Consider the following 18,613-nt stretch of genomic DNA (forward strand, 5'->3'; position numbering starts at 1 on the left):
ATAAAGGTAAATTGTGCCAATGATTTTTATAGGTATAAATAACTATTATTATTTACCCTTATTTTTGGATAATTTTAACTTTCTGTAGTATCTATACCCGATCCTAACAAGATCTAAAACAAAATAAGGAATTCGTATGGGTAAATGATAGAGTGTTTTTTTATAAAACTTAAAATACGCTTTCCTTAAATCCTTCCACTTACTGCATGTTTCCTTTTTATAAAAATCAGACACGTCTACAATAATTCCTCTATTATTGGAAATCATCACATTCTTGCCATGTACATCACTTGGGGTTAAACCTTTTTTCCTTGCATAATCCAATGCCTCATCAACGTCATAAATTACATCCTCAGGTATTTGAATCCCTTTATGTACACAGTCATAAAGGGTAATACCCTCGATTCGTTTTAAAATTAAAAAACGACTCTCCGTATAATAACAAACCGAATAGCCAGGATGACTTCCCAATCGCTCATAAACTTTCTTCTCATCGAGGAGGCCGTGTTCATCCCTGCCATATATTTTAACGACATAAGAAGGATAATCAGGATGTATAAATACAGCCGCATAATTACCACAGCCGAGCATCTGCCAAGGGTGTGGAGTATTTACCGGGCAGACAGGGTCAAATGGACTTCGACTTTCAATCATGATTTCCTTGTTCAATTGTCTGGCAAGCTGAATAAAGTGTTCCATACGTCTCCTCAGTTTCACTTGTTCTCTTATCACTATATGTTTCTGCATTATGTTCATTGTATACAGTTGATGTAAAAAAGGAAACTTGAACACTTCTGTCTCAATCGGCTGCCACTTGAAGATAAGACAACATTAAGCTTTCTGTTTTATTTCTTAAATGCACATTCGGAAATCTCATAATTTCCCTGTAACCGCGTATAAAGATCTCGTATTCAGTAATTTCATCGTCCCGCCGGCCATCCATCACCTTAATTCTTCTCTTTCGCAGTTCAACTCGAACATCATAGAGATCTTTGCTGATCTGGTTCATAATCTGTTCTACTACCGCGATATATGGCTGTTTCAGCTTGAATGGAGAGCCGTTTATAATTCGCAAGTCCCGATTAAACACTGTGAGCAAGATCGGATACAAGACAAATTTTTCAATGAGGGAACGCTCTTCTTCGCTTCCGTACTGCACGACAATCCCCCCAATCTTAAGAAGGCAAAAAACGTAATTGTGCTGATAAAATATTTCTTAAATGAAAAGTCCTGATCTGTTTTCGAACCGAACAATATCCAGTGATCAAGTTTCCGTCAAATGAGTATGGTATTACTAATCGATGGGAGATATCACCTTTTCCCGACAGATAAATCATCTCAACGGCAGCTCTTTCCTGGATGGATCTATTTAACAAGTTAGTCATGAAGCAACCTCCTTTTTTTCTATTATATGCGAACAAACGTTCTTTTTATACAAGAAAAAAATACCTGCCCTTTGCAAAGACAGATATTTTTTGAGCTTTATTTGGTATGTTGCGCGATTCCCATTGCCTCGAGCTCCTGATATAGGTTGCCTGCGATCGAAAAACCTTCAAAACTGATTCCTAGAGATACAACGGTCTGCGCTAATTCTGGACGCATACCGCTTAATGTAACTTTTACACCTAACAGTTTAAGTGAATTAATAACCTTAAACAAGTTATGAGCTACCATCGTATCAATAACAGGGACTCCAGAGAGGTCGATAAAAAGATGTTCAATCTGCAATTCGGTACATTTTTGAAGCGATGTTTCCATGATTAATTTAGACCGGTGTGTATCAATCGTTCCAACCAGCGGAAGAACAGCTACCGATCTTGTCAGCCTGACTACAGGGACTGAAAGCTCTTCAATAGCTTCACGTGCCAAGCCAAGTACACGGTTATTATTTTCCACGTAAGCCACGCTAAAAGAATGAACAGTCTCATCTAATAAAGGATCTATAATAGATGCTGCTTTAAGTACTGTCTCCACTGAAAACTTTTCGTTATTGATTTCATTTCGGATAAAATCCCAGAGGACAATCCGATAATATCGCGTGCTATTTAAAGCCATATCTAATGGAACTTCGTATTGCACTGCCAGCTGACCGTTCTTTTTTCCCCATGCAACAAATTGTTCTTCGCTGTCTTTAAGATCATTAAAGAGGGCTTCTCCAAAATAAGAGAATAGCTCACCTCGAAGTTCTAACAGCTGGTCTGTTAATACAGAAGGCTTTTCTCCATATTGTACTTTAACCTTATCAATGTTCTTTGCAAGATCATATTTATGATTAATAATCTTCATACCCAATTCCTGCAATTGGCCCTTCATTCTATCTATATCCCCCTATATAAACAAAAAATAATTGCATACCTCCTACTTATATACCATTATTAGGTGTTAGTGAAACCTATTTTGATAAAAAAATGTCGGATATTGTTGATAACATAGGAAGGTTCAACAATGAAAATTTGGATGGGTTTTATATTTGGTCTTTTCGTCATGTCTCACTGGTCAATTAAAGCCTTTGCATGGGAACTAAAAGCTGTATCAGCAGGCGAAAGAATCGGAGCTGTTTTTATAGGAATCCTTATCCTCTTCATTCTGCTTCTCTTTATTTCCAAACGCTACAATTCATCATTTTTTCACGGTTTCTTAGCAGCGATCGGCTTGTTTCTAACGGTTGACAACATCTTATTTCATTGGGTGTTTCAGTTACATCGCGTTACTAGCGGACCCGAGGCAAACATACTTGAGCCTATGTTTGTATTCATCGGAATCATTCTCGTCTATTACACATGGAAAAAAGAGAAAGCAGGCTTTTAAAGGTGTTCGATATAAACAGAAAATCCCGCTTCTTTGGCTTTCAACGCGAGATTTTCTGCATTCTTTCTTGATGAGAAAGCACCAATCTGTACTTTATATAGCTTCTCTGAAGCTAAAACAACTTCTTTAAACTCCTCTTGATTGACTATGCGTTTTTTTAGTTCATATTTCACATCTTCTAAAAAGAAAGGAAACGTTTTACCATACTGGTGAAAACTGTTTAATGGATCTGTTCTTCGCTTTGGATCCAGTTGGAAATGACCTTTTATCCGCATTTCAGGATCCCATTGATACGTATCACAAAGATAAGCAAAGAACCAAACATACCTGCTATATGCTTCTTTAAAATTGATGGAAGGTCCATAGCACAATTCAACACCGATCCCCCACTCGTTTGCATCAGATACATCAGAACGAACGTGCCACGCTTTTTCACTTAATGGTATTATCACAAGAATATGTTTGTCATCAATAAATACATGCGCAGATGCCCTAAGATCTTTGCTGTTAAAATAATGATAATTTTGCAATGCTGTTGAGTTTGGGTTTCCGGTATCATGTGCTACAGCATACTTGGGGGTTCGGTTTCCACCTGGACGCTGTATAAGCTTTTTATTAATAAATTGATTGGTTATGTGATATTTTCCCTCCATAAATACACCTCCAGAATTTTACCTGTCCTCTAAAAGTGTTTATAAAAACAAAAAAAGAGCCATTAAAGGCTCATTTTTTACATTCCACCAGGTTGTGATTGTGTTGTTATCGCCCAAACCCAATAAGCGATTCCTATTAAGAATCCTAAACCTAATAGGACAAAAAACAAAGTTGAATTTTTCATTACATGTTTCCCCTTAAACCTTTTACTTTCTTTCTTATTAAATATAAATTATCATATACTAATAGAAGAAACAAAAAGCAAGGGTGTTAACAAGGAAAATAAAGAACATTCTCCGTTGAGAAATGAATTAGAACGCAAACTTGAAATGAGTTTACGCAGACTTTTTCGCACGCTGCGAAAAGGTCTTAACGAGGTGTACGCAGATTATATCCCAAGCAACGAATTTGCTGTTCTGCAGACGCTTTTTATACAGAGCCCTTTAATGGCTTCTGAAATTGCTAATGAATTAAAGGTATCATCAAGCCATATTACCGCAGTTACAGACCGGCTTGTTGGCAAGAAATATATTCAGCGGGTCAGATCTGATTCAGACCGCAGAATCGTTTACCTGGAGATTACAGAAGACGGAAAAGAAATTGCAAGCAGAATGGAAAAAATCAAAAACGAGTATCTTGAAAAAAAGTTTGCCAACTTGACAGATGATGACATGGAGCAAATGATAGCTTCTTCAACAAAACTGCTGGATTAATCGAAGCAGTTTTGCTTTTTGCAGATACTTCACTTTATGAATTATTTACTACATGAATAGGAGGAAGATGATGGAACATTTAGAAATGCGGCGGAAAGTGATAATTATGCTTTCCATTATGGCAGCAATGCTTTTTGCGGCCTTAAACCAAACGATTGTAGGGACTTCATTGCCAAAGATAATCGCAGATCTTGGCGGTATAGAATATTACAGCTGGGTTTTTACCATTTTTATGTTAGCTTCCAGCATCACAGCTATCTTAGTCGGAAAATTATCAGACATTTACGGTAGAAAACCATTTATTCTTCTAGGTATTGGTGTTTTTTCTCTAGGATCATTACTGTGTGGTGTTTCCGGAAGCATTCTTGAACTGATTTTGTATCGAGGCATACAAGGTTTTGGCGGAGGAATGATCATGTCAACAGCATTTACAGCCGTTGGTGATCTATTCCCTCCTCGTGAACGAGGAAAGTGGCAAGGAATCATGAGCAGTGTGTTCGGCTTGGCCAGTGTGTTCGGACCAACATTAGGTGGATACATCGTTGACCATTTTCACTGGCATTGGGTATTCTGGATTTTCCTTCCGTTTGGTTTAGTTGCATTTGCAGCTATCTACTTTTTATTTCCGTCTGTCCAAAGAAAAGAGAAGGAATCTATTGATTACACCGGATCTCTCTTACTAACACTAACAATGGTACCACTCTTGCTTTCGTTCACATGGGCAGGCAATCAATTTGACTGGGTATCTCCTGAGATCATTGGGCTATTCGCTGTAACAATTGTAGCTTTCATTTTCTTTATCCGTACAGAAAATCATGTCTCCAGTCCGGTATTGCCTCTCGATATGTTTAAAAACAAAGTGTTTACTGTTTCTAATATCATCGGTTTCTTTTTAGGAGCTGGTATGTTTGGGTCTATCATGTATATGCCATTTTTTATTCAAGGTGTAATGGGCACTTCCGCAACTAAATCAGGATTTGTAATGATGCCTTTAACACTTGCCATGGTTGCTGGGAGTACAATAAGCGGTCAGATTGTAACAAAGACTGGGAGCTACAAAAAGCTGGCAATGCTTGGCCTTCTTATCATGGTAAGCGGTATGACGAGCATGCACTTCATGGATACAGAAACAACGAATACAACTGCGATCGTTAATATGATGTTAGTTGGTTCAGGACTTGGAATCGCTTTTCCCATCTTTACACTTACCGTCCAAAATGCGGTTGAACATAAGTACTTAGGTGTAGCTACTTCATCTGTTCAATTGTTCAGACAATTGGGGGGAACAATCGGTGTTTCCATTATGGGAAGTGTTATGAATAACTCCCTGGCAGACCATTTTAATGAGAATTCTCAAAAGTTGATAGCTTCGACTCCAAATGTTACACCTCAGATGGGTGAACAGATTAAAGAACTGGCAAATCCACAGGTTTTATTGAATCAGGGGGCTGTTCTAGAGAAATTTCGTGCATTGCCACCTGAATCACTCGGCTTTATTAAACAAGTTCTAGGAATTTTGCGTGAATCACTAAGCTATGCCTTAAACGGTGTTTTCTTAACAGGAGCAATCGTGATTGGTTCTGCCTTTTTACTAACCCTATTCTTCTTAAAAGAAATACCGCTTAGAACCTCTAACGAAGATAAGTCAGAAACAAAAGAACAAACTGCTGAGCGAAAGCTCGGGTAATGATAAAGAAAGAAGACGGCAAGGGAGAACCCCAGCCGTCTTTTTATTTTACAAGTGTTGCCGATTGTTCTGGAGATGATTTATGAAGCGCGTAATTCATGCTCCAAAGACCTATATCTTTAAATCCAAGCCGTTTATAAATAGATCCTGCTTTTGGATTATCATAGAAAAGGCAAAGTGCTTTTCCCTCAGCCAGTATATCGTGGCATAGTGCTTCCATACAGAGAGAGGCAAGTCCCTGATTTCTTTTTTCAGGATGTGAACAAACGCCAACGATCATAGCTGACAACGAATTCTCAGCAGTTGAAGAGGCACAGGATATTACCATGTCTTTGTCTTTTATAAAATAGGTGCGGCCAGTCTTGGTTGTCAGGGCCTGCTCCAGGCTTTTCCGTGCTGTTGGACCGATACAGAATTCTTTTATTAAATACTTTAGTTCCATAATACTTTCCACATCTGAAAGCTCAGCTTGCTTGATGATCTCTCGATTGAAATTCTTGTTAAGGGAATAAGCATCTTTTAGTTCAGCAAAATACGTTTCTTTCGTTCTCTCAAAAGTTATGTACGGACGGAACTGTTCTGTGATTTCTTTTTTGCCGGAGAGCATTTCATAGTGAACATCTAAATTAATGATTTCCGAAAAAGCCTTCGCGTTAATCGTTGACTTGGCATAAGGCAGATAGTTGCCCATGTAGCGGAGAAGAATACCTGAGATGGTTCCTGTTTCATCAACCTCGGCCCAGATTTCCTGAAAATCTGTATCGTAGCCAAAGTTTTCAATATCAGCAATTATAAATAGATTTAGAGCGGGTTCATCACTTAAATAGTCCATCACTTTGTCATGCCATGATTGATCGATTTTTATAATCATCTGCTCTTCTCCCTCCTATGTTGTATCTATTTTAGCTGGTCGCTGGAAAATTGCAACAATTTTTTCTGCATCCATCATAGAACATCCGACAATAAAAAACCGAAATTAGTCCAGCAGTAGGGTGCTGGTGACCAATCTCGGCAATGTTTTTTATAATAAATGTGATAAGAACATAGTTGCTGTTCCAAAGTAAACAAACAGCGAGAAAATATCATTTAATGTTGTAATCAATGGTCCTGAAGCGACAGCAGGATCAACTTTAAAGCGGTACAGAAGTAAAGGGATTAACGTTCCGGCCAGTGTTCCTATTATCAACGTGAAGAACAAGGAGCTACCTACAACAAGACCTAAAATGATATTGCCCTTCCAAAGATAAGCTACAATCGATATTAGAATTCCACATGTAATCCCTATAATAAAACCAACACCAAATTCGCGAAGAATTAATCTAACAATTGTGGGACGGTCAATATCATGGGAAACGAGCCCGCGAACTACAACAGCCAGTGATTGTGTACCAGTATTTCCTGTCATTCCGGCAATCATCGGCATAAAATATGTGAGTGCGACTGCTTTTTCGATCGTCCCTTCAAATGTACTTATGATGCTTCCGGATAAAATACCGATAAACAAAAGCAGGATCAACCAAGGAAGTCTACGGTAAGACGCTACAAGGGCACTCGTTTGAAAATCAATGGATTTACCGGTAGCTGATAATTTTTCAATATCCTCATTTGCTTCTTCAATTAATACATCGAGGACATCATCGACCGTTACTATTCCTATTAACCGCTCTTGTTCATCAATTACAGGAACAGCGATAAAATCATAGCGTTCCATGGTTCGTGCTACTTCTTCCTGATCCGTTTCTGCAGGAACCGAGATAACCCTGCTGTACATGATCTCTTCTATTTTTTCGTGCATCTCTGCAAGAAGCAGGTCTCTGTAAGACACTACCCCCACAAGTTTTTTCTCTTCATCAATTACATAAAGATAATAAATGTTCTCGGCAAACCCGGCAAAGGTTTTTAGCTTTTCTACCGCATCTCTTACCGTGTATACTTTTGGAATCCAAACAAAACGGTTCGTCATAATTCCACCGGCGGTATCCCGATCATATTGCATCAAACTTTGAACTGATTTAGATTCATCAGCTTTCATTGAAGATAAGAAATCCTGAATCTCGTTAACATCTAAGTTGCCGAGAAGATCGGCAAGGTCATCGTTTTCCATCAGATTCATGATATGAGATGATCGTTCGATGCCTAGTTTATGCAGAATCTCCATTTGAAGATCACTTTCAAGTTCTTGAATCAAGGAAGCAATCTGTCTCGTTGTTAAAAAGGTAACGAACTTATGCCTGTGTTTTTCAGGTAAATTCTTATACACGTTGGCAATATCATAAGGATGAAGCTCATCGATCAAGAGCTGAAATTCTTTCTTTCGGAGCTCTTTTAAGTTTTTTATTACGTACAATAAGATCTGGTTTTCTGACATCTCTTTAAACAAGGAACGTCACCTCCTCATAAAAATACTTCCCCATTATATGATATTTTTCCGCATGTGACTATGATTAGCAGAATAACACCTTCGATTTTCCTCCTTAAATAGGATACGATTTTTCACAAAGAAAAAACCACCAGTAATCAGTGGTTTTCTCATTAAAAGATGTTTTATTCTATTCCCTATTTTAGCCAAAGATAATCCAGTGAATAGTCACCTGCACCAGTTAGAGCAACTCCGATTACAACTGCGATTAAAATAAGGTTAAATTCATAGCCATTTGATGTCACCCAAAATCCGTTTTGCAAATGAACCTTTACTATCGCTACAAGCATTGTACCAGCGATCAGAACGGCCCCAATTTCAGTGAACAATCCTGCAGCAAACAACAATCCGCCGCCAAACTCTGCTAGTCCTGCTAACAATGCCATCGTGTACCCTGGCTTAATACCGATAGACTCCATCCACCCCCCTGTTCCTTTTAAGCCGTAACCGCCAAACCACCCGAATAATTTTTGAGCTCCATGAGCCGCTAGAGCCAGACCTACTACTAACCGAATAATTAGTAATCCTAATGATAACATCGAATAATTCCCTCTTTCTTTTTTAATTTTTTTACTTACTTTATGTTAGTATATTACGATGAGTAACTTGTCTTTGTCAAGTAACTTTAAAAAAATAATTACAAAGGCAAAAAAATAACCGCTCTTCTATAAAGAATATGCGGCAAAGTTTCTTTTAAGCTTGCTCCGTTAAAATAATAGGTCCTTCCTTCGTAATGGCCACCGTATGTTCATATTGAGCAGATAAACCTCCATCAAAGGTAACGGCCGTCCACCCATCTGGTTTCATTGTCACAAATGGCATTCCCTGGTTCAGGATAGGCTCAATGGTTATGACCATTCCTTCTTTTAATTTAATTCCTGTATTCCGTTCTCCGATATGATGGACTTGTGGATCTTCGTGAATAGTGCGCCCGATTCCGTGTCCAATAAATTCTCTTACTATGGAATATCCTTTTTTCTCAGCGTAAGTCTGAATCGCATACCCGATATCACCTAAACGATTACCGACTTTCGCTTGTTCAATCCCTTTATATAAGGATTTCTTAGCCGTTCTCAATAATCGTTCGGCACTTGAACTGATTGTACCCACTCCATACGACCATGCTGAATCAGCAAGCCAGCCATTAAGGTCGACCACAAAATCGATCGTTGCAATATCTCCATTTCTTAATGCTTGTTTATTCGGAAAGCCATGGCATACCTCGTGATTAACTGATGCACATATGGCAAATGGATAACCCATATATCCTTTTTGAGCCGGTTTTGCACCATGTTCCAGCAAGAAGTTTTCCACAAACTGATCAAGTTCTAAAGTTGTAACACCCGGTTTAACAAGTTTGCTCAATGATCGATGACATGAAGCAAGAAGTCTGCCTGCCTCATTCATCTTCTCTATCTGCTTTTCTGATTTTATCTTAACCAACCAACTCTCTCCTTCCCCATGCTTAACTATATTCAAGGAAAAAGATGTTCGTGAAAAGCTAGTAGAGACATAATAAAAAGCATCAGGCAGAATAGTTAAGCCCGATGCTCTGTTTGTTTAAGTCTGGATTCAACCACTTTCCCGCCTAGCCATAAGACGAATATACCAAAGGCGATCAGTCCTAATTTAAGCGGACTTTTTAACACATCAACAAAATCATAACCGATGAAAGATACGATCGCGATCATGACTAGTTTGCCTAGAGATAATGCTAAGAGAAATGTTTTTGTGTTAATTCGTGAAAGTCCACCTACAACATTTACTAACGCAGATGGTGTAAATGGAAAACAATAGATAAGGAACAGCATCCCGAAACCATGCCTTTCCACCCAGCTGAGCATTCGTGTTGTGCTTGTATGTCTGTTTAAAAAATTCAAAAATCTCTTCTGGCCGTATTTACGAACAAGCAAGAAGACAATAATGGAGCCTGCACATACCCCAATCCATGAATAGAGGAAACCTAGCCAAAATCCATACGCGGCTGCGTTACCTGCAACAAAAATAAATAAAGGCAGTATCGGCAGAAAGGATTCTAGCATGGGCAATAATACCCCTGGCAAGAAACCAAGATCTTTGTATTGATCAAGTAATTGTAGGATATTTTTTTCTGTGAAATAGCGTTCCCAGTTTCTCCAGTCCATCAATCGTTCACCCTTTTCTTCCTCATACCCTCATCGTTGCCACAGATAACATGTTTAAAACCGACTTTAGGAAAAACAAGGAGTTTGTCATTTAATTTTAACATAAAGAGTTAAAAGTTCACTATTTGCTGATTGATTTCGAAGCAGTGTGTTTGACCTTATTTCCCAGTATAACAATACAGCAAAAGGCAGCTGTAAATGATGCAGCTGCGTAGAAGGCAACTGTACCCCCTGCGCCTTTCGTCTCAGTGCCATCAGGGAACAGGATCCAATAAAAAAAGAGTGTGCCATGAAGCAATATACCTAGTACAGCAAGCCCTTTATTGATCCACTGGATGCTGAATCGGTTTAGCGCACTCATTATAGCAACAATTCCCCAAAATAGAAGAAAGAATCCCCAAACATCCAATCCTTCTGATTTAGACCCTAAAAGACTTGTTATATATATAATACCGGCAAATACAGAGATAAGCCCTGAAAAAAGTAATAGCCGCCACGTTTTAGACAATGTATCCCCTCTTTTCAGATAAATAAAAACCGCCATAACGTGAAGTTTGACGGTTTGTGCAATTTAACAAGATATTATAAGCTGGCTTACTTCATTAAAGCGTTGTATACTTGTTTATCCAGCTCTTTAGCTTTCTTCTCGTTATACGTTTTTTCGTACACTGGTTCCTGAACGATCTTTGCACCCCAGAACATACTCTCAAATACATGCTCGATTTCGACTTCAATCTTTGCAAGCTTTAGAGGAACACCTTCCATGGAGTTTTCAAGAATGTTTGCCTTACCGTTGATAGAAAATACCGTTTCAAGACCTACAACCGTAAGAACCACACTAGGGTTATCCTGGATATTCGTTACGATACGGGAATTGTTCGTAACAGTAAATCTGATTTTATCTGGTGACAAACTCTTTACCCAAGAGATTGCGTTAATAGATGGAGCTTTGGTTTCTGCGTCAACCGTACCTAATAATACAAGTTGCTCGCCTTGCAGGTATTCAAACAACTCAGAACTTAACGTTGTCGGTATTTCCTGTTTCGCCATATGATCGCCACCTTCAATATAATAATATGTATACTTTCTATTTTACCATATATTTCTTAACTGCAAAGTGAAAAAGGAAGCACTCAGCTTCCTTTATTCTTCAAAGGTTCCTTTAACGATAGCCTCTCCGTATTGGACCATCAATTGCCCTCGTGCAATAACGGAATTGATGCTATGATCCTCATTCAACAAGACAAGATCGGCATCGAGTCCAGTTTCGAGTCTTCCTTTTTCTTTAAGCTTTAAAATCCGAGCAGGATTTGAGGTGATTGTCTGCAAGGCGGTTTGAAATGGAACACCCTCCATTAAGACTGCATCTTTCACTTCACTATATAACGAACTCACTTTTCCGATACGAAGCCCTATGAATTCACCAAATTCGTTGAAAGCAGGCAAACTTCCTTGAGCATCTGATGTGAATGTGATTTGTTCAACAGGTACACCGGCTTCGAGCATCGTTTTAAGTCCTACGCTGCATTTCACTTCGCCTTCTTCTAAAAACTGCTTTGTTGTACTTGTTGTAAAATCCACGATCCCGCCCTTTTTCGCATACTCGACCGCCGCTTCAAACAAATAAGGATTTCTGTTGATGTGCGTCGGATAAAATTGGGTGATTGGAAGATCTGATGTAGCAATCACTTCTTCAATCAAAGACAACATACTTTTGCTGTCTCCGAGATGGATGTTCACCACTCCTGATTTTCCTGACAGCAATCCTCCAACTCTAGCTTGAGATGCCAGCCTAGAAAGTTCGTGGGCTTCTGGCTGACTGGAGCGGTGATCAGCTATAGCAATTTCACCCACTCCAATGACTTCTTCAATCATCATAATGTCGGTCTCAATACTTCCTGTTAGCGTTTTTACTGGTACTTGGTAAGAACCTGTGTGCACAAAGCAAGAGATCCCTTCTTCTTTTAGCGCTTTTGCTTTTGCGATCAAGTTTGTCATTGTACGGGCTGTTCCGTCTGTTCCGATCACACCGACGATCGTCGTTACACCAGCCTTTGTTACATCTGACAAATAGATCTCAGGAGTCCTCGTTTTAAATCCGCCTTCTCCCCCGCCGCCTGTAATATGTACATGGCTGTCTATAAAACCGGGTGTGACAACAAATCGAGATGCATCTATAACTTGAACATCCATCAACGAATCCGGCAAATCAATGGTATCGGAAATCGCAGCAATTTTTTCTCCTGCTAAAAGGATGTCTTTTTTTCCAATATGTTCGGGAGAATACACATCGCCATTTTTTATAAGAACAAACATTTTTATCAGTCCTTTACTAAAAATAGATCTATTTCCAATTATACATTCATTGTAGGAGCAATAAAGGCCAGTTCCCCAAAGAATGAACAAATGACTCAGCTACATTAGGTAACCGAGCCAGAGGAATGGCTGTGCTTCCATGTTTGAATAATAATTTCACTGGAAATTCCCAAACGGATATACATGTCAACCTTATTCTTGTAAGCTTGGACTGGCACCTAAATAGGCATCTTTAATACTTTGATTTTGAAGCAATGATTTTGCTTCTCCTTCGAGTACGATAGATCCTCGTTCCAAAACAAATCCCCTGTCTGAAATAGAAAGTGCTGCCTTTATATTTTGTTCCACCAACAATATTGAAGTACTGGTTATATTACGCAGTTGTACCAGTATGTTCATAATTTCCCGTACAATTAAAGGAGCCAGTCCTAATGAAGGTTCATCAAGCATCAGCAATTTTGGTTTTGCCATCAACCCTCTACCGATCGCAAGCATCTGCTGCTCTCCGCCACTTAATAAGCCGCCCAGTCTGCTCTTCATGGCTGCAAGTTTAGGAAAATATGCATAGACCATCTCTAAGTCTTGTAAACACTGTTTTTTTTCTTTGGAATAACGATGATAGCTACCCAGAATAAGATTGTCTTCGACCGTTAATCCGTCAAATATTTGTCTGCGCTCTGGAACAAGAGTAACTCCTTTACGGACGATATCCACTGGACTTTTCTTGGCTAATTCTTCATCTTCCATTTGAATAGATCCTGCAGCAGGGGAATAAATCCCTGCGATCCCCCCCAGCAACGTGCTTTTCCCGGCTCCGTTTGCCCCTACAATAGAAACAATTTCACCCTTGCCAACAGAGAAACTAATTTCCTTAATAATCTTTAGATGTCCGTGATTCACAGATAGATTATGAACGCTTATCATATTGTCACCTCACTTCCCAAATATGCAGCAATAACAGTATCGTTCTGCTGGATTTCATCAGGTGTACCTTCTGCAATTTTAACTCCATGGTCCAGTACCACAATATGATCAGCAACTCTCATAACAATGTCCATATCATGCTCTACGAGTAAAAAAGTTTGTCCTTCTTTTTTCATTTCAAGGAGTAAATCTGCAAGTTTTTCAGATTCATTATGGTTCAATCCTGCCATCGGTTCATCAAGTAAAATGAGTTTAGGGTGTGAGATTACTGCTCTGGCAATCTCAACAAGACGTTGCTTTCCGTATGATAATGTCCCCGCCGGGAGATAGGCTTCCTGATCGAGATTCAGCCTCATAAGCCATTGCATTGACTTATCGTAAATATACTGTTCCTCCCGCTTCGCAGAAGGCAATCTAAAACCAGCATTCCACACCCCTGTTTTCGTTAACAGGTGCATACCAGCCATAATATTTTCTATCACAGTCATATCAGCAAACAGCTGTAAATTTTGAAAGGTTCTTGTGATTCCTTCTTTCGCGATCTGATGCGGCTTTTTATTTGATATCTTTTTAGAATGTAACATAATTGTTCCATTGCTTGGAGGAAAAACGCCTGTTATCATGTTGAAAACGGTTGTTTTACCTGCACCATTTGGCCCGATTAAAGCAGAAATCGATCCTTCCTGTATGGTAAAGGTTACATCTTGGACCGCCTGTACACCGCCAAAATCTTTTGATAGATTTTTTATTTCAAGAAGGTTCATAGTGCAGCTCCCTTCTTATTTTGAACGTTTTTCTTTTGTGATAAGAATAACTTCTTTTCCATCCAAGAACCCATAAGTCCTTTAGGTTTAAATATCAACAGAACAACAAGAAGAACTCCAAAGAATACAATCTCGAATTCTCCGCCAGTTGAGAAGCCTAATAAAGGAACCCAGTCTTTTAAAAGTTCTACCAGCCAAACATAAATGATGGCCCCGGCAAGCCCTCCCCAAAGGGAAGAACTTCCGCCTATCACAACCATGATAAGAAAAACGATTGAAGTCATAACTTCAAAAAGCTGCGGATTAATAAAACTAATGTAATGCGCATAAAAGCTTCCTGCTACTGAAGCGAAAACGGCACTGATAATCAAGGCCTTTAGTTTGAAAGTCATTAAGTTGATTCCGATTGATTCTGCTGCGGACTCACTTCCATGAATTGATTTTAGGGCACGTCCAGTTCGTGAATGTATAAGATTGTTCACGAACCACAATCCAATCACAAGAATGGCCCATACTATAAAATAATAAGATAGATCATTAGTGAACGTGAAACCAGCAACTTCAAATGGAGGGATGCCAAAAAAGCCATTTAATCCGCCTGTTAATGAAGTCCATTCTTTTAAAAAGGTAAAAACAATAACGCCAAACCCGAGTGTCGCAAGGGCAAGATAGTGTTCTTTCAATTTAAAAGAAGGGATACCGATGAGCAGAGCGACTATACAAGCGATTAATATTCCAGTTATTACTCCCATAAGTGGCGGTAAATCATATTTTCCTGAAACGATAGCACTTGAATAGGCTCCTATCCCATAAAAAGCTGCGTGTCCAAGTGAAATCTGTCCGGTATGCCCCATTAATACAACAAGTCCTGTACATACAATCCCATACAAACCAATTAAGATAAACATACTGATAAAATAATTAGAAGGAACAAGAAAGGGAAAAATGATGACTGCAAAAAGCAGTAAAGCAATACCATATAAATTAAGCTTGTAACTTCTTGTGAATTTTTTAGTATCCATGCTCCCACCTATACTCTCTTGCCCGATTTTTTTGAGAAAAGTCCATTCGGCATAAAAAACAAGACCAGCAGCAATACCGCAAAGCTTACTGCATCTTTATACCCCGAAGAAAGATAACCTTCTGAGAATGCTTCAATTATACCGATCAAGAATGCACCTAAAACAGCAGCGGGCGCGTTTGTTAGACCACCTATAACAGCCGCTATAAACGCCTTCATCCCAAGCATTAATCCCATCTGGTACGAAGCACCGGAAATAGGTGCAATGATGATTCCCGCTAATGCGCCGAGTCCCGCACTTAATGAGATAGAAAGAAAGGACATCTTTTCTGGTTTTATTCCCATCAACTGGGCCGCAAAACGGTTCATCACACATGCAGTTACGGCCTTTCCTGTATAAGTCTTATTAAAGAAGTAATACATTCCGGCAAGCGCTGCTAATGAGATGCCCACTGCCCATAAGCTCTGAGGCAGAAGAACAGCCTCAAAAATTCTAATAGGAGTATTTCCTGAAAAAGGAGTAAGCGAATGAGGCTGGGTTCCCCATATGAAAATGGCTGCTCCACGGAATACAAAAGATACTCCGATCGTAATAATGATCAATGTTGCGACAGAAGATTTTCTTGCAGGATAAATTGCTGCTCTTTCAAACAGCCCGCCAACCATCATAACAATTAAAATAGCGACTATTACAGCTAAATATAGAGGGAGACCTGCACTTGACATAGAGATAGTAAGGAGAGCACCAAGCATGGCGAACTCTCCTTGAGCAAAATTAAGAACACCTGTGATGTTATAAGTAATAACAAACCCGATAGCGATCAAGGCATAAATGCTCCCTATGGTAAGACCCGAAAACAAAAGCTGCATTAACTGACTTAACGATTCCACCTGTTGTTCCTCCTATTCGTTGATCACCCATCCGCCATCTTTGATTTTTACCATGACTAAACTATCTTTTGATAATCCGTTATGATCCTTCTCATTAATGTTGAATACACCTGAGATCCCTACGAATCCTCCATTATCTTTTTCAAGTGCATCTCTTACTTTTTTAGGATCTGTTCCATCTGCCTTTTTGATCGCTTCTACTAAAAGATAAAAAGCATCCCAAGAATGGCCGCCAAACGTGCTTGGAGGCGCGTTAAATTCTGCTTCATAATCTTTCTGGTAGGTTAATAGCTTCTCTTTTTGTTTATCATCATCACCCAGCTGATCCGCTACAAGAAGTCTGCCAATCGGAAATATAATTCCTTCTGCTTCGGCGCCGGCTAATTCTATAAACTGTTTTGTTCCAATTCCATGGCTGTTAATAATAGGAACATCCATTCCAATCTGACGAATATTTTTTGTAATAACAGCTGACTCTTGGGCTGTACCCCAGACGACTACAGCCTGTGGTTTTTCCTTTTTCACCCGTGTAAGCATAGCCTTAGCATCAGTAACTGTCGCCTCAAATTCTTCTTCAACTACAGCTTCTATTCCAAAATCTTTTGCCATCGCTGCAAATTCCGTATGACCGCTCGTTCCATATGCATTGGCAACGTTTAGCCAGGCAATTTTCGTTAACCCTTCATCCTTTAGATACTGCAAAACCTTTGGAATTACAACATCATCTCCCTGTGCTGTCTTAAAGATCCATTTTCTAGATGATTTATCATCTGGGTTGTGGATTTGTTTGCTGGCTGCAAGTGAGATAAACGGGATTTCAGACTTTTCTGCCAGCGGAATCATAGCTAAGGTGTTCCCGCTGATCGTACCGCCTATCACCGCATGGACTTTTTCTTGTTCAATGAGCTTTTTCATCGATAACACTGCTTCATTCTGATCCGATTTGTCATCGTAGGAAATAAGTTTTATTTTTTTGCCGTCGATTCCGCCGTCCTCATTTACTTTATCAACCAGCATTTTCACTGTATCCATCTCACCTTTTCCAAGAGGTGCTGCAGGGCCTGAGGCAGAGAACACTCCTCCAATAATGATCTCATCCCCTTCACCTGACGAACTGTCACTGCAAGCAGAAATCGTGAACAAAAATAGAACCGTTACAAATAACCAAACCCATTTTTTCATTATCTGATACCCCTCTCGTTTATATAATGAATACAAAAAGCTGCCTCGAATATGTTATGCTAGTCTTCGAGGCAGCTTACATTAATAAGTTATATCAAGTAACAAAGTCAGGCTTGCGCTGAGCGAGTGTCGGGCTTTTTTGTTTGACTGGCTCTCCCGTTTCTAAATCCAGAAATGAAGTCGCCTCGTTAAACCAGCTGTCAGGTGCTTTGTGACCCCAGAACGTTTGCCTTCTTGGGTCATTGATATCCCATTTGATTGGTTTGAAGTCCGGGTCACTCGTTAGATAGTCACCATTATACAATTCAATTCTGTTTCCATCCGGATCACGGACGTATAAGAAAAATGCGTTCGATAATCCGTGTCGGCCTGGGCCGCGTTCGATATTATCCGCATAACCCATACTCGCCATCACATCACAGCAATGGATGAGGCTCATCGGATCCGATAGCCAAAAGCCGACGTGATGAAGACGAGGACCTTCTCCGTTCATAAACGCTACATCATGAACGGTTGGTTTTCTATGAAGCCATGCTGCCCACGTTCGATCATCTTCGGTTGCCGTATATTCAGAAACTCTAAATCCTAGTTCATCCGTATAAAACTGAACTGCCGCTTCAACATCAGGTACCATACAGTTAATATGGTCAATACGTTGGACACGCGCTCCGCGGTATAGATCATACTTTTGAATACAGCGCTCAACCCCTTCCATTTCCACGAAAAACTCAAGAGGTATTCCAGACGGATCTTGTACGCATAATGTTTTGCCTATTCCAACGGATGAGTCTGCATCTTTCCAAAGCACCTTTGCCCCTTTTCCTTTAAAAAAGGACTCAAGCTGGTTCAAATGGCTGTCTTCCCAAACCTTATAGCTTACAGCGTGTACACCAGGCTTATCAGCTTTCTTTAAAAGCAGACTGTGATGCGTATGTTCTTCTAATCCACGCAAAGCCATCCACTCCGAAGTGGAAGCAGTTTCAATAAAACCCAGAGCATTTACATAAAAATCACGGGAAGCATGGAGGTCTGTCACGTTCATGACCACTCGCGCGATTCGAATAATGTTAAAATTCATGACTGCTACCTC

At 39.5% G+C, this 18,613-nt stretch carries 22 protein-coding genes; 3 read left to right on the forward strand and 19 right to left on the reverse strand.

Going from position 1 to position 18,613, the window contains the following annotated elements; genetic code table 11:
• Positions 1–48 precede the first annotated feature (48 nt).
• The 4 genes from IEV52_RS13225 to IEV52_RS13240 form a co-directional block, all read right to left on the reverse strand.
• Positions 49–699 carry a serine/threonine-protein kinase gene (locus IEV52_RS13225; RefSeq protein WP_188402993.1) on the reverse strand — a complete coding sequence of 217 codons (651 nt, stop codon included), beginning with the start codon at positions 697–699 and terminating at the stop codon, positions 49–51.
• A gap of 100 nt (positions 700–799) precedes the next feature.
• Positions 800–1,159 (reverse strand): YhjD family protein, encoded by a 360-nt coding sequence (locus IEV52_RS13230; RefSeq protein ID WP_188402994.1) that lies wholly within the window; start codon positions 1,157–1,159, stop codon positions 800–802.
• A 16-nt stretch (positions 1,160–1,175) separates the two neighbouring features.
• Positions 1,176–1,385, reverse strand: a complete 210-nt coding sequence (locus IEV52_RS13235; RefSeq protein WP_188402995.1) for a WYL domain-containing protein — start codon at positions 1,383–1,385, stop codon at positions 1,176–1,178.
• A gap of 97 nt (positions 1,386–1,482) precedes the next feature.
• Positions 1,483–2,286 (reverse strand): STAS domain-containing protein, encoded by an 804-nt coding sequence (locus tag IEV52_RS13240; RefSeq protein WP_188402996.1) that lies wholly within the window; start codon positions 2,284–2,286, stop codon positions 1,483–1,485.
• 159 nt (positions 2,287–2,445) lie between these two features.
• Here IEV52_RS13240 and IEV52_RS13245 point away from each other — a divergent pair, with 159 nt between their 5' ends.
• On the forward strand, positions 2,446–2,808 hold the full coding sequence (locus tag IEV52_RS13245; RefSeq protein ID WP_188402997.1) for a DUF2243 domain-containing protein: 363 nt from the start codon (positions 2,446–2,448) through the stop codon (positions 2,806–2,808).
• On the opposite strand, the gene IEV52_RS22660 is transcribed toward IEV52_RS13245, so the two are convergent.
• Positions 2,805–3,461 (reverse strand): N-acetylmuramoyl-L-alanine amidase, encoded by a 657-nt coding sequence (locus IEV52_RS22660; protein WP_276208316.1) that lies wholly within the window; start codon positions 3,459–3,461, stop codon positions 2,805–2,807. The two genes, IEV52_RS13245 and IEV52_RS22660, sit on opposite strands and share 4 nt — an antisense overlap.
• A 300-nt stretch (positions 3,462–3,761) precedes the next feature.
• On the opposite strand from IEV52_RS22660, the gene IEV52_RS13255 reads away from it, so the two are divergent.
• Both IEV52_RS13255 and IEV52_RS13260 read left to right on the forward strand, forming a co-directional pair.
• On the forward strand, positions 3,762–4,175 hold the full coding sequence (locus tag IEV52_RS13255) for a MarR family winged helix-turn-helix transcriptional regulator (RefSeq protein ID WP_229754283.1): 414 nt from the start codon (positions 3,762–3,764) through the stop codon (positions 4,173–4,175).
• A 70-nt stretch (positions 4,176–4,245) separates the two neighbouring features.
• On the forward strand, positions 4,246–5,862 hold the full coding sequence (locus IEV52_RS13260) for an MDR family MFS transporter (RefSeq protein ID WP_188402998.1): 1,617 nt from the start codon (positions 4,246–4,248) through the stop codon (positions 5,860–5,862).
• Positions 5,863–5,905: 43 nt separating this feature from the next.
• On the opposite strand, the gene IEV52_RS13265 is transcribed toward IEV52_RS13260, so the two are convergent.
• The 14 genes from IEV52_RS13265 to hpaD all read right to left on the reverse strand — a co-directional run bounded on the left by IEV52_RS13265 (position 5,906) and on the right by hpaD (position 18,601).
• Complete coding sequence (locus tag IEV52_RS13265) at positions 5,906–6,733, reverse strand: GNAT family N-acetyltransferase (protein ID WP_188402999.1); 828 nt, start codon at positions 6,731–6,733, stop codon at positions 5,906–5,908.
• 150 nt (positions 6,734–6,883) lie between these two features.
• Positions 6,884–8,242: a magnesium transporter gene (mgtE, locus tag IEV52_RS13270; protein ID WP_188403000.1), complete on the reverse strand. Its 1,359-nt coding sequence runs from the start codon at positions 8,240–8,242 to the stop codon at positions 6,884–6,886.
• A gap of 176 nt (positions 8,243–8,418) precedes the next feature.
• Positions 8,419–8,820 carry a DoxX family protein gene (locus IEV52_RS13275; RefSeq protein ID WP_188403001.1) on the reverse strand — a complete coding sequence of 134 codons (402 nt, stop codon included), beginning with the start codon at positions 8,818–8,820 and terminating at the stop codon, positions 8,419–8,421.
• A 154-nt stretch (positions 8,821–8,974) separates the two neighbouring features.
• Positions 8,975–9,724: a type I methionyl aminopeptidase gene (gene map, locus IEV52_RS13280; protein WP_188403002.1), complete on the reverse strand. Its 750-nt coding sequence runs from the start codon at positions 9,722–9,724 to the stop codon at positions 8,975–8,977.
• A gap of 95 nt (positions 9,725–9,819) precedes the next feature.
• Positions 9,820–10,425, reverse strand: coding sequence for a TVP38/TMEM64 family protein (locus IEV52_RS13285; protein WP_188403003.1), 606 nt, complete (start codon positions 10,423–10,425; stop codon positions 9,820–9,822).
• A gap of 121 nt (positions 10,426–10,546) precedes the next feature.
• Positions 10,547–10,933: a hypothetical protein gene (locus IEV52_RS13290; RefSeq protein ID WP_188403004.1), complete on the reverse strand. Its 387-nt coding sequence runs from the start codon at positions 10,931–10,933 to the stop codon at positions 10,547–10,549.
• 86 nt (positions 10,934–11,019) lie between these two features.
• Positions 11,020–11,475, reverse strand: coding sequence for a pyridoxamine 5'-phosphate oxidase family protein (locus IEV52_RS13295; protein WP_188403005.1), 456 nt, complete (start codon positions 11,473–11,475; stop codon positions 11,020–11,022).
• A gap of 93 nt (positions 11,476–11,568) precedes the next feature.
• Positions 11,569–12,741 carry a beta-aspartyl-peptidase gene (gene iadA, locus IEV52_RS13300; protein ID WP_188403006.1) on the reverse strand — a complete coding sequence of 391 codons (1,173 nt, stop codon included), beginning with the start codon at positions 12,739–12,741 and terminating at the stop codon, positions 11,569–11,571.
• A 192-nt stretch (positions 12,742–12,933) separates the two neighbouring features.
• Entirely contained in the window at positions 12,934–13,665 is a 732-nt protein-coding gene (locus tag IEV52_RS13305) for an ABC transporter ATP-binding protein (protein WP_188403007.1), read from the reverse strand.
• Complete coding sequence (locus IEV52_RS13310) at positions 13,662–14,429, reverse strand: ABC transporter ATP-binding protein (protein WP_188403008.1); 768 nt, start codon at positions 14,427–14,429, stop codon at positions 13,662–13,664. The genes IEV52_RS13305 and IEV52_RS13310 overlap by 4 nt, the downstream gene beginning before the upstream one ends.
• A complete protein-coding gene (locus IEV52_RS13315; RefSeq protein WP_188403009.1) occupies positions 14,426–15,451 on the reverse strand; it encodes a branched-chain amino acid ABC transporter permease in 1,026 nt (341 codons plus the stop codon). The genes IEV52_RS13310 and IEV52_RS13315 overlap by 4 nt, the downstream gene beginning before the upstream one ends.
• Positions 15,452–15,459: 8 nt before the next feature.
• Entirely contained in the window at positions 15,460–16,341 is an 882-nt protein-coding gene (locus IEV52_RS13320; protein ID WP_188403010.1) for a branched-chain amino acid ABC transporter permease, read from the reverse strand.
• 12 nt (positions 16,342–16,353) lie between these two features.
• On the reverse strand, positions 16,354–17,523 hold the full coding sequence (locus IEV52_RS13325) for an ABC transporter substrate-binding protein (protein ID WP_188403011.1): 1,170 nt from the start codon (positions 17,521–17,523) through the stop codon (positions 16,354–16,356).
• Between the two features lie 94 nt (positions 17,524–17,617).
• The gene (hpaD, locus tag IEV52_RS13330) at positions 17,618–18,601 is read right to left on the reverse strand and encodes a 3,4-dihydroxyphenylacetate 2,3-dioxygenase (protein ID WP_188403012.1); all 984 of its coding nucleotides are present in this window, start codon (positions 18,599–18,601) and stop codon (positions 17,618–17,620) included.
• Positions 18,602–18,613 lie beyond the last annotated feature (12 nt).

The sequence above is a fragment of the Fictibacillus barbaricus genome (assembly GCF_014635025.1).
Lineage (GTDB): Bacteria > Bacillota > Bacilli > Bacillales > Fictibacillaceae > Fictibacillus > Fictibacillus barbaricus.

Excerpts from the sequence above, each read along its gene's own strand:
- IEV52_RS13265 (WP_188402999.1), bottom strand. The coding sequence starts at position 6,733 with ATGATTATAAAAATCGATCAATCATGGCATGACAAAGTGATGGACTAT.
- IEV52_RS13240 (WP_188402996.1), bottom strand. The coding sequence starts at position 2,286 with ATGAAGATTATTAATCATAAATATGATCTTGCAAAGAACATTGATAAG.
- IEV52_RS13245 (WP_188402997.1), top strand. The coding sequence starts at position 2,446 with ATGAAAATTTGGATGGGTTTTATATTTGGTCTTTTCGTCATGTCTCAC.
- IEV52_RS13315 (WP_188403009.1), bottom strand. The coding sequence starts at position 15,451 with ATGGATACTAAAAAATTCACAAGAAGTTACAAGCTTAATTTATATGGT.
- IEV52_RS13235 (WP_188402995.1), bottom strand. The coding sequence starts at position 1,385 with ATGACTAACTTGTTAAATAGATCCATCCAGGAAAGAGCTGCCGTTGAG.
- IEV52_RS13325 (WP_188403011.1), bottom strand. The coding sequence starts at position 17,523 with ATGAAAAAATGGGTTTGGTTATTTGTAACGGTTCTATTTTTGTTCACG.
- IEV52_RS13225 (WP_188402993.1), bottom strand. The coding sequence starts at position 699 with ATGGAACACTTTATTCAGCTTGCCAGACAATTGAACAAGGAAATCATG.
- iadA (WP_188403006.1), bottom strand. The coding sequence starts at position 12,741 with ATGTTTGTTCTTATAAAAAATGGCGATGTGTATTCTCCCGAACATATT.
- IEV52_RS13275 (WP_188403001.1), bottom strand. The coding sequence starts at position 8,820 with ATGTTATCATTAGGATTACTAATTATTCGGTTAGTAGTAGGTCTGGCT.
- IEV52_RS13260 (WP_188402998.1), top strand. The coding sequence starts at position 4,246 with ATGGAACATTTAGAAATGCGGCGGAAAGTGATAATTATGCTTTCCATT.
- hpaD (WP_188403012.1), bottom strand. The coding sequence starts at position 18,601 with ATGAATTTTAACATTATTCGAATCGCGCGAGTGGTCATGAACGTGACA.
- IEV52_RS22660 (WP_276208316.1), bottom strand. The coding sequence starts at position 3,461 with ATGGAGGGAAAATATCACATAACCAATCAATTTATTAATAAAAAGCTT.
- IEV52_RS13295 (WP_188403005.1), bottom strand. The coding sequence starts at position 11,475 with ATGGCGAAACAGGAAATACCGACAACGTTAAGTTCTGAGTTGTTTGAA.
- IEV52_RS13310 (WP_188403008.1), bottom strand. The coding sequence starts at position 14,429 with ATGAACCTTCTTGAAATAAAAAATCTATCAAAAGATTTTGGCGGTGTA.
- IEV52_RS13305 (WP_188403007.1), bottom strand. The coding sequence starts at position 13,665 with ATGATAAGCGTTCATAATCTATCTGTGAATCACGGACATCTAAAGATT.
- IEV52_RS13285 (WP_188403003.1), bottom strand. The coding sequence starts at position 10,425 with ATGGACTGGAGAAACTGGGAACGCTATTTCACAGAAAAAAATATCCTA.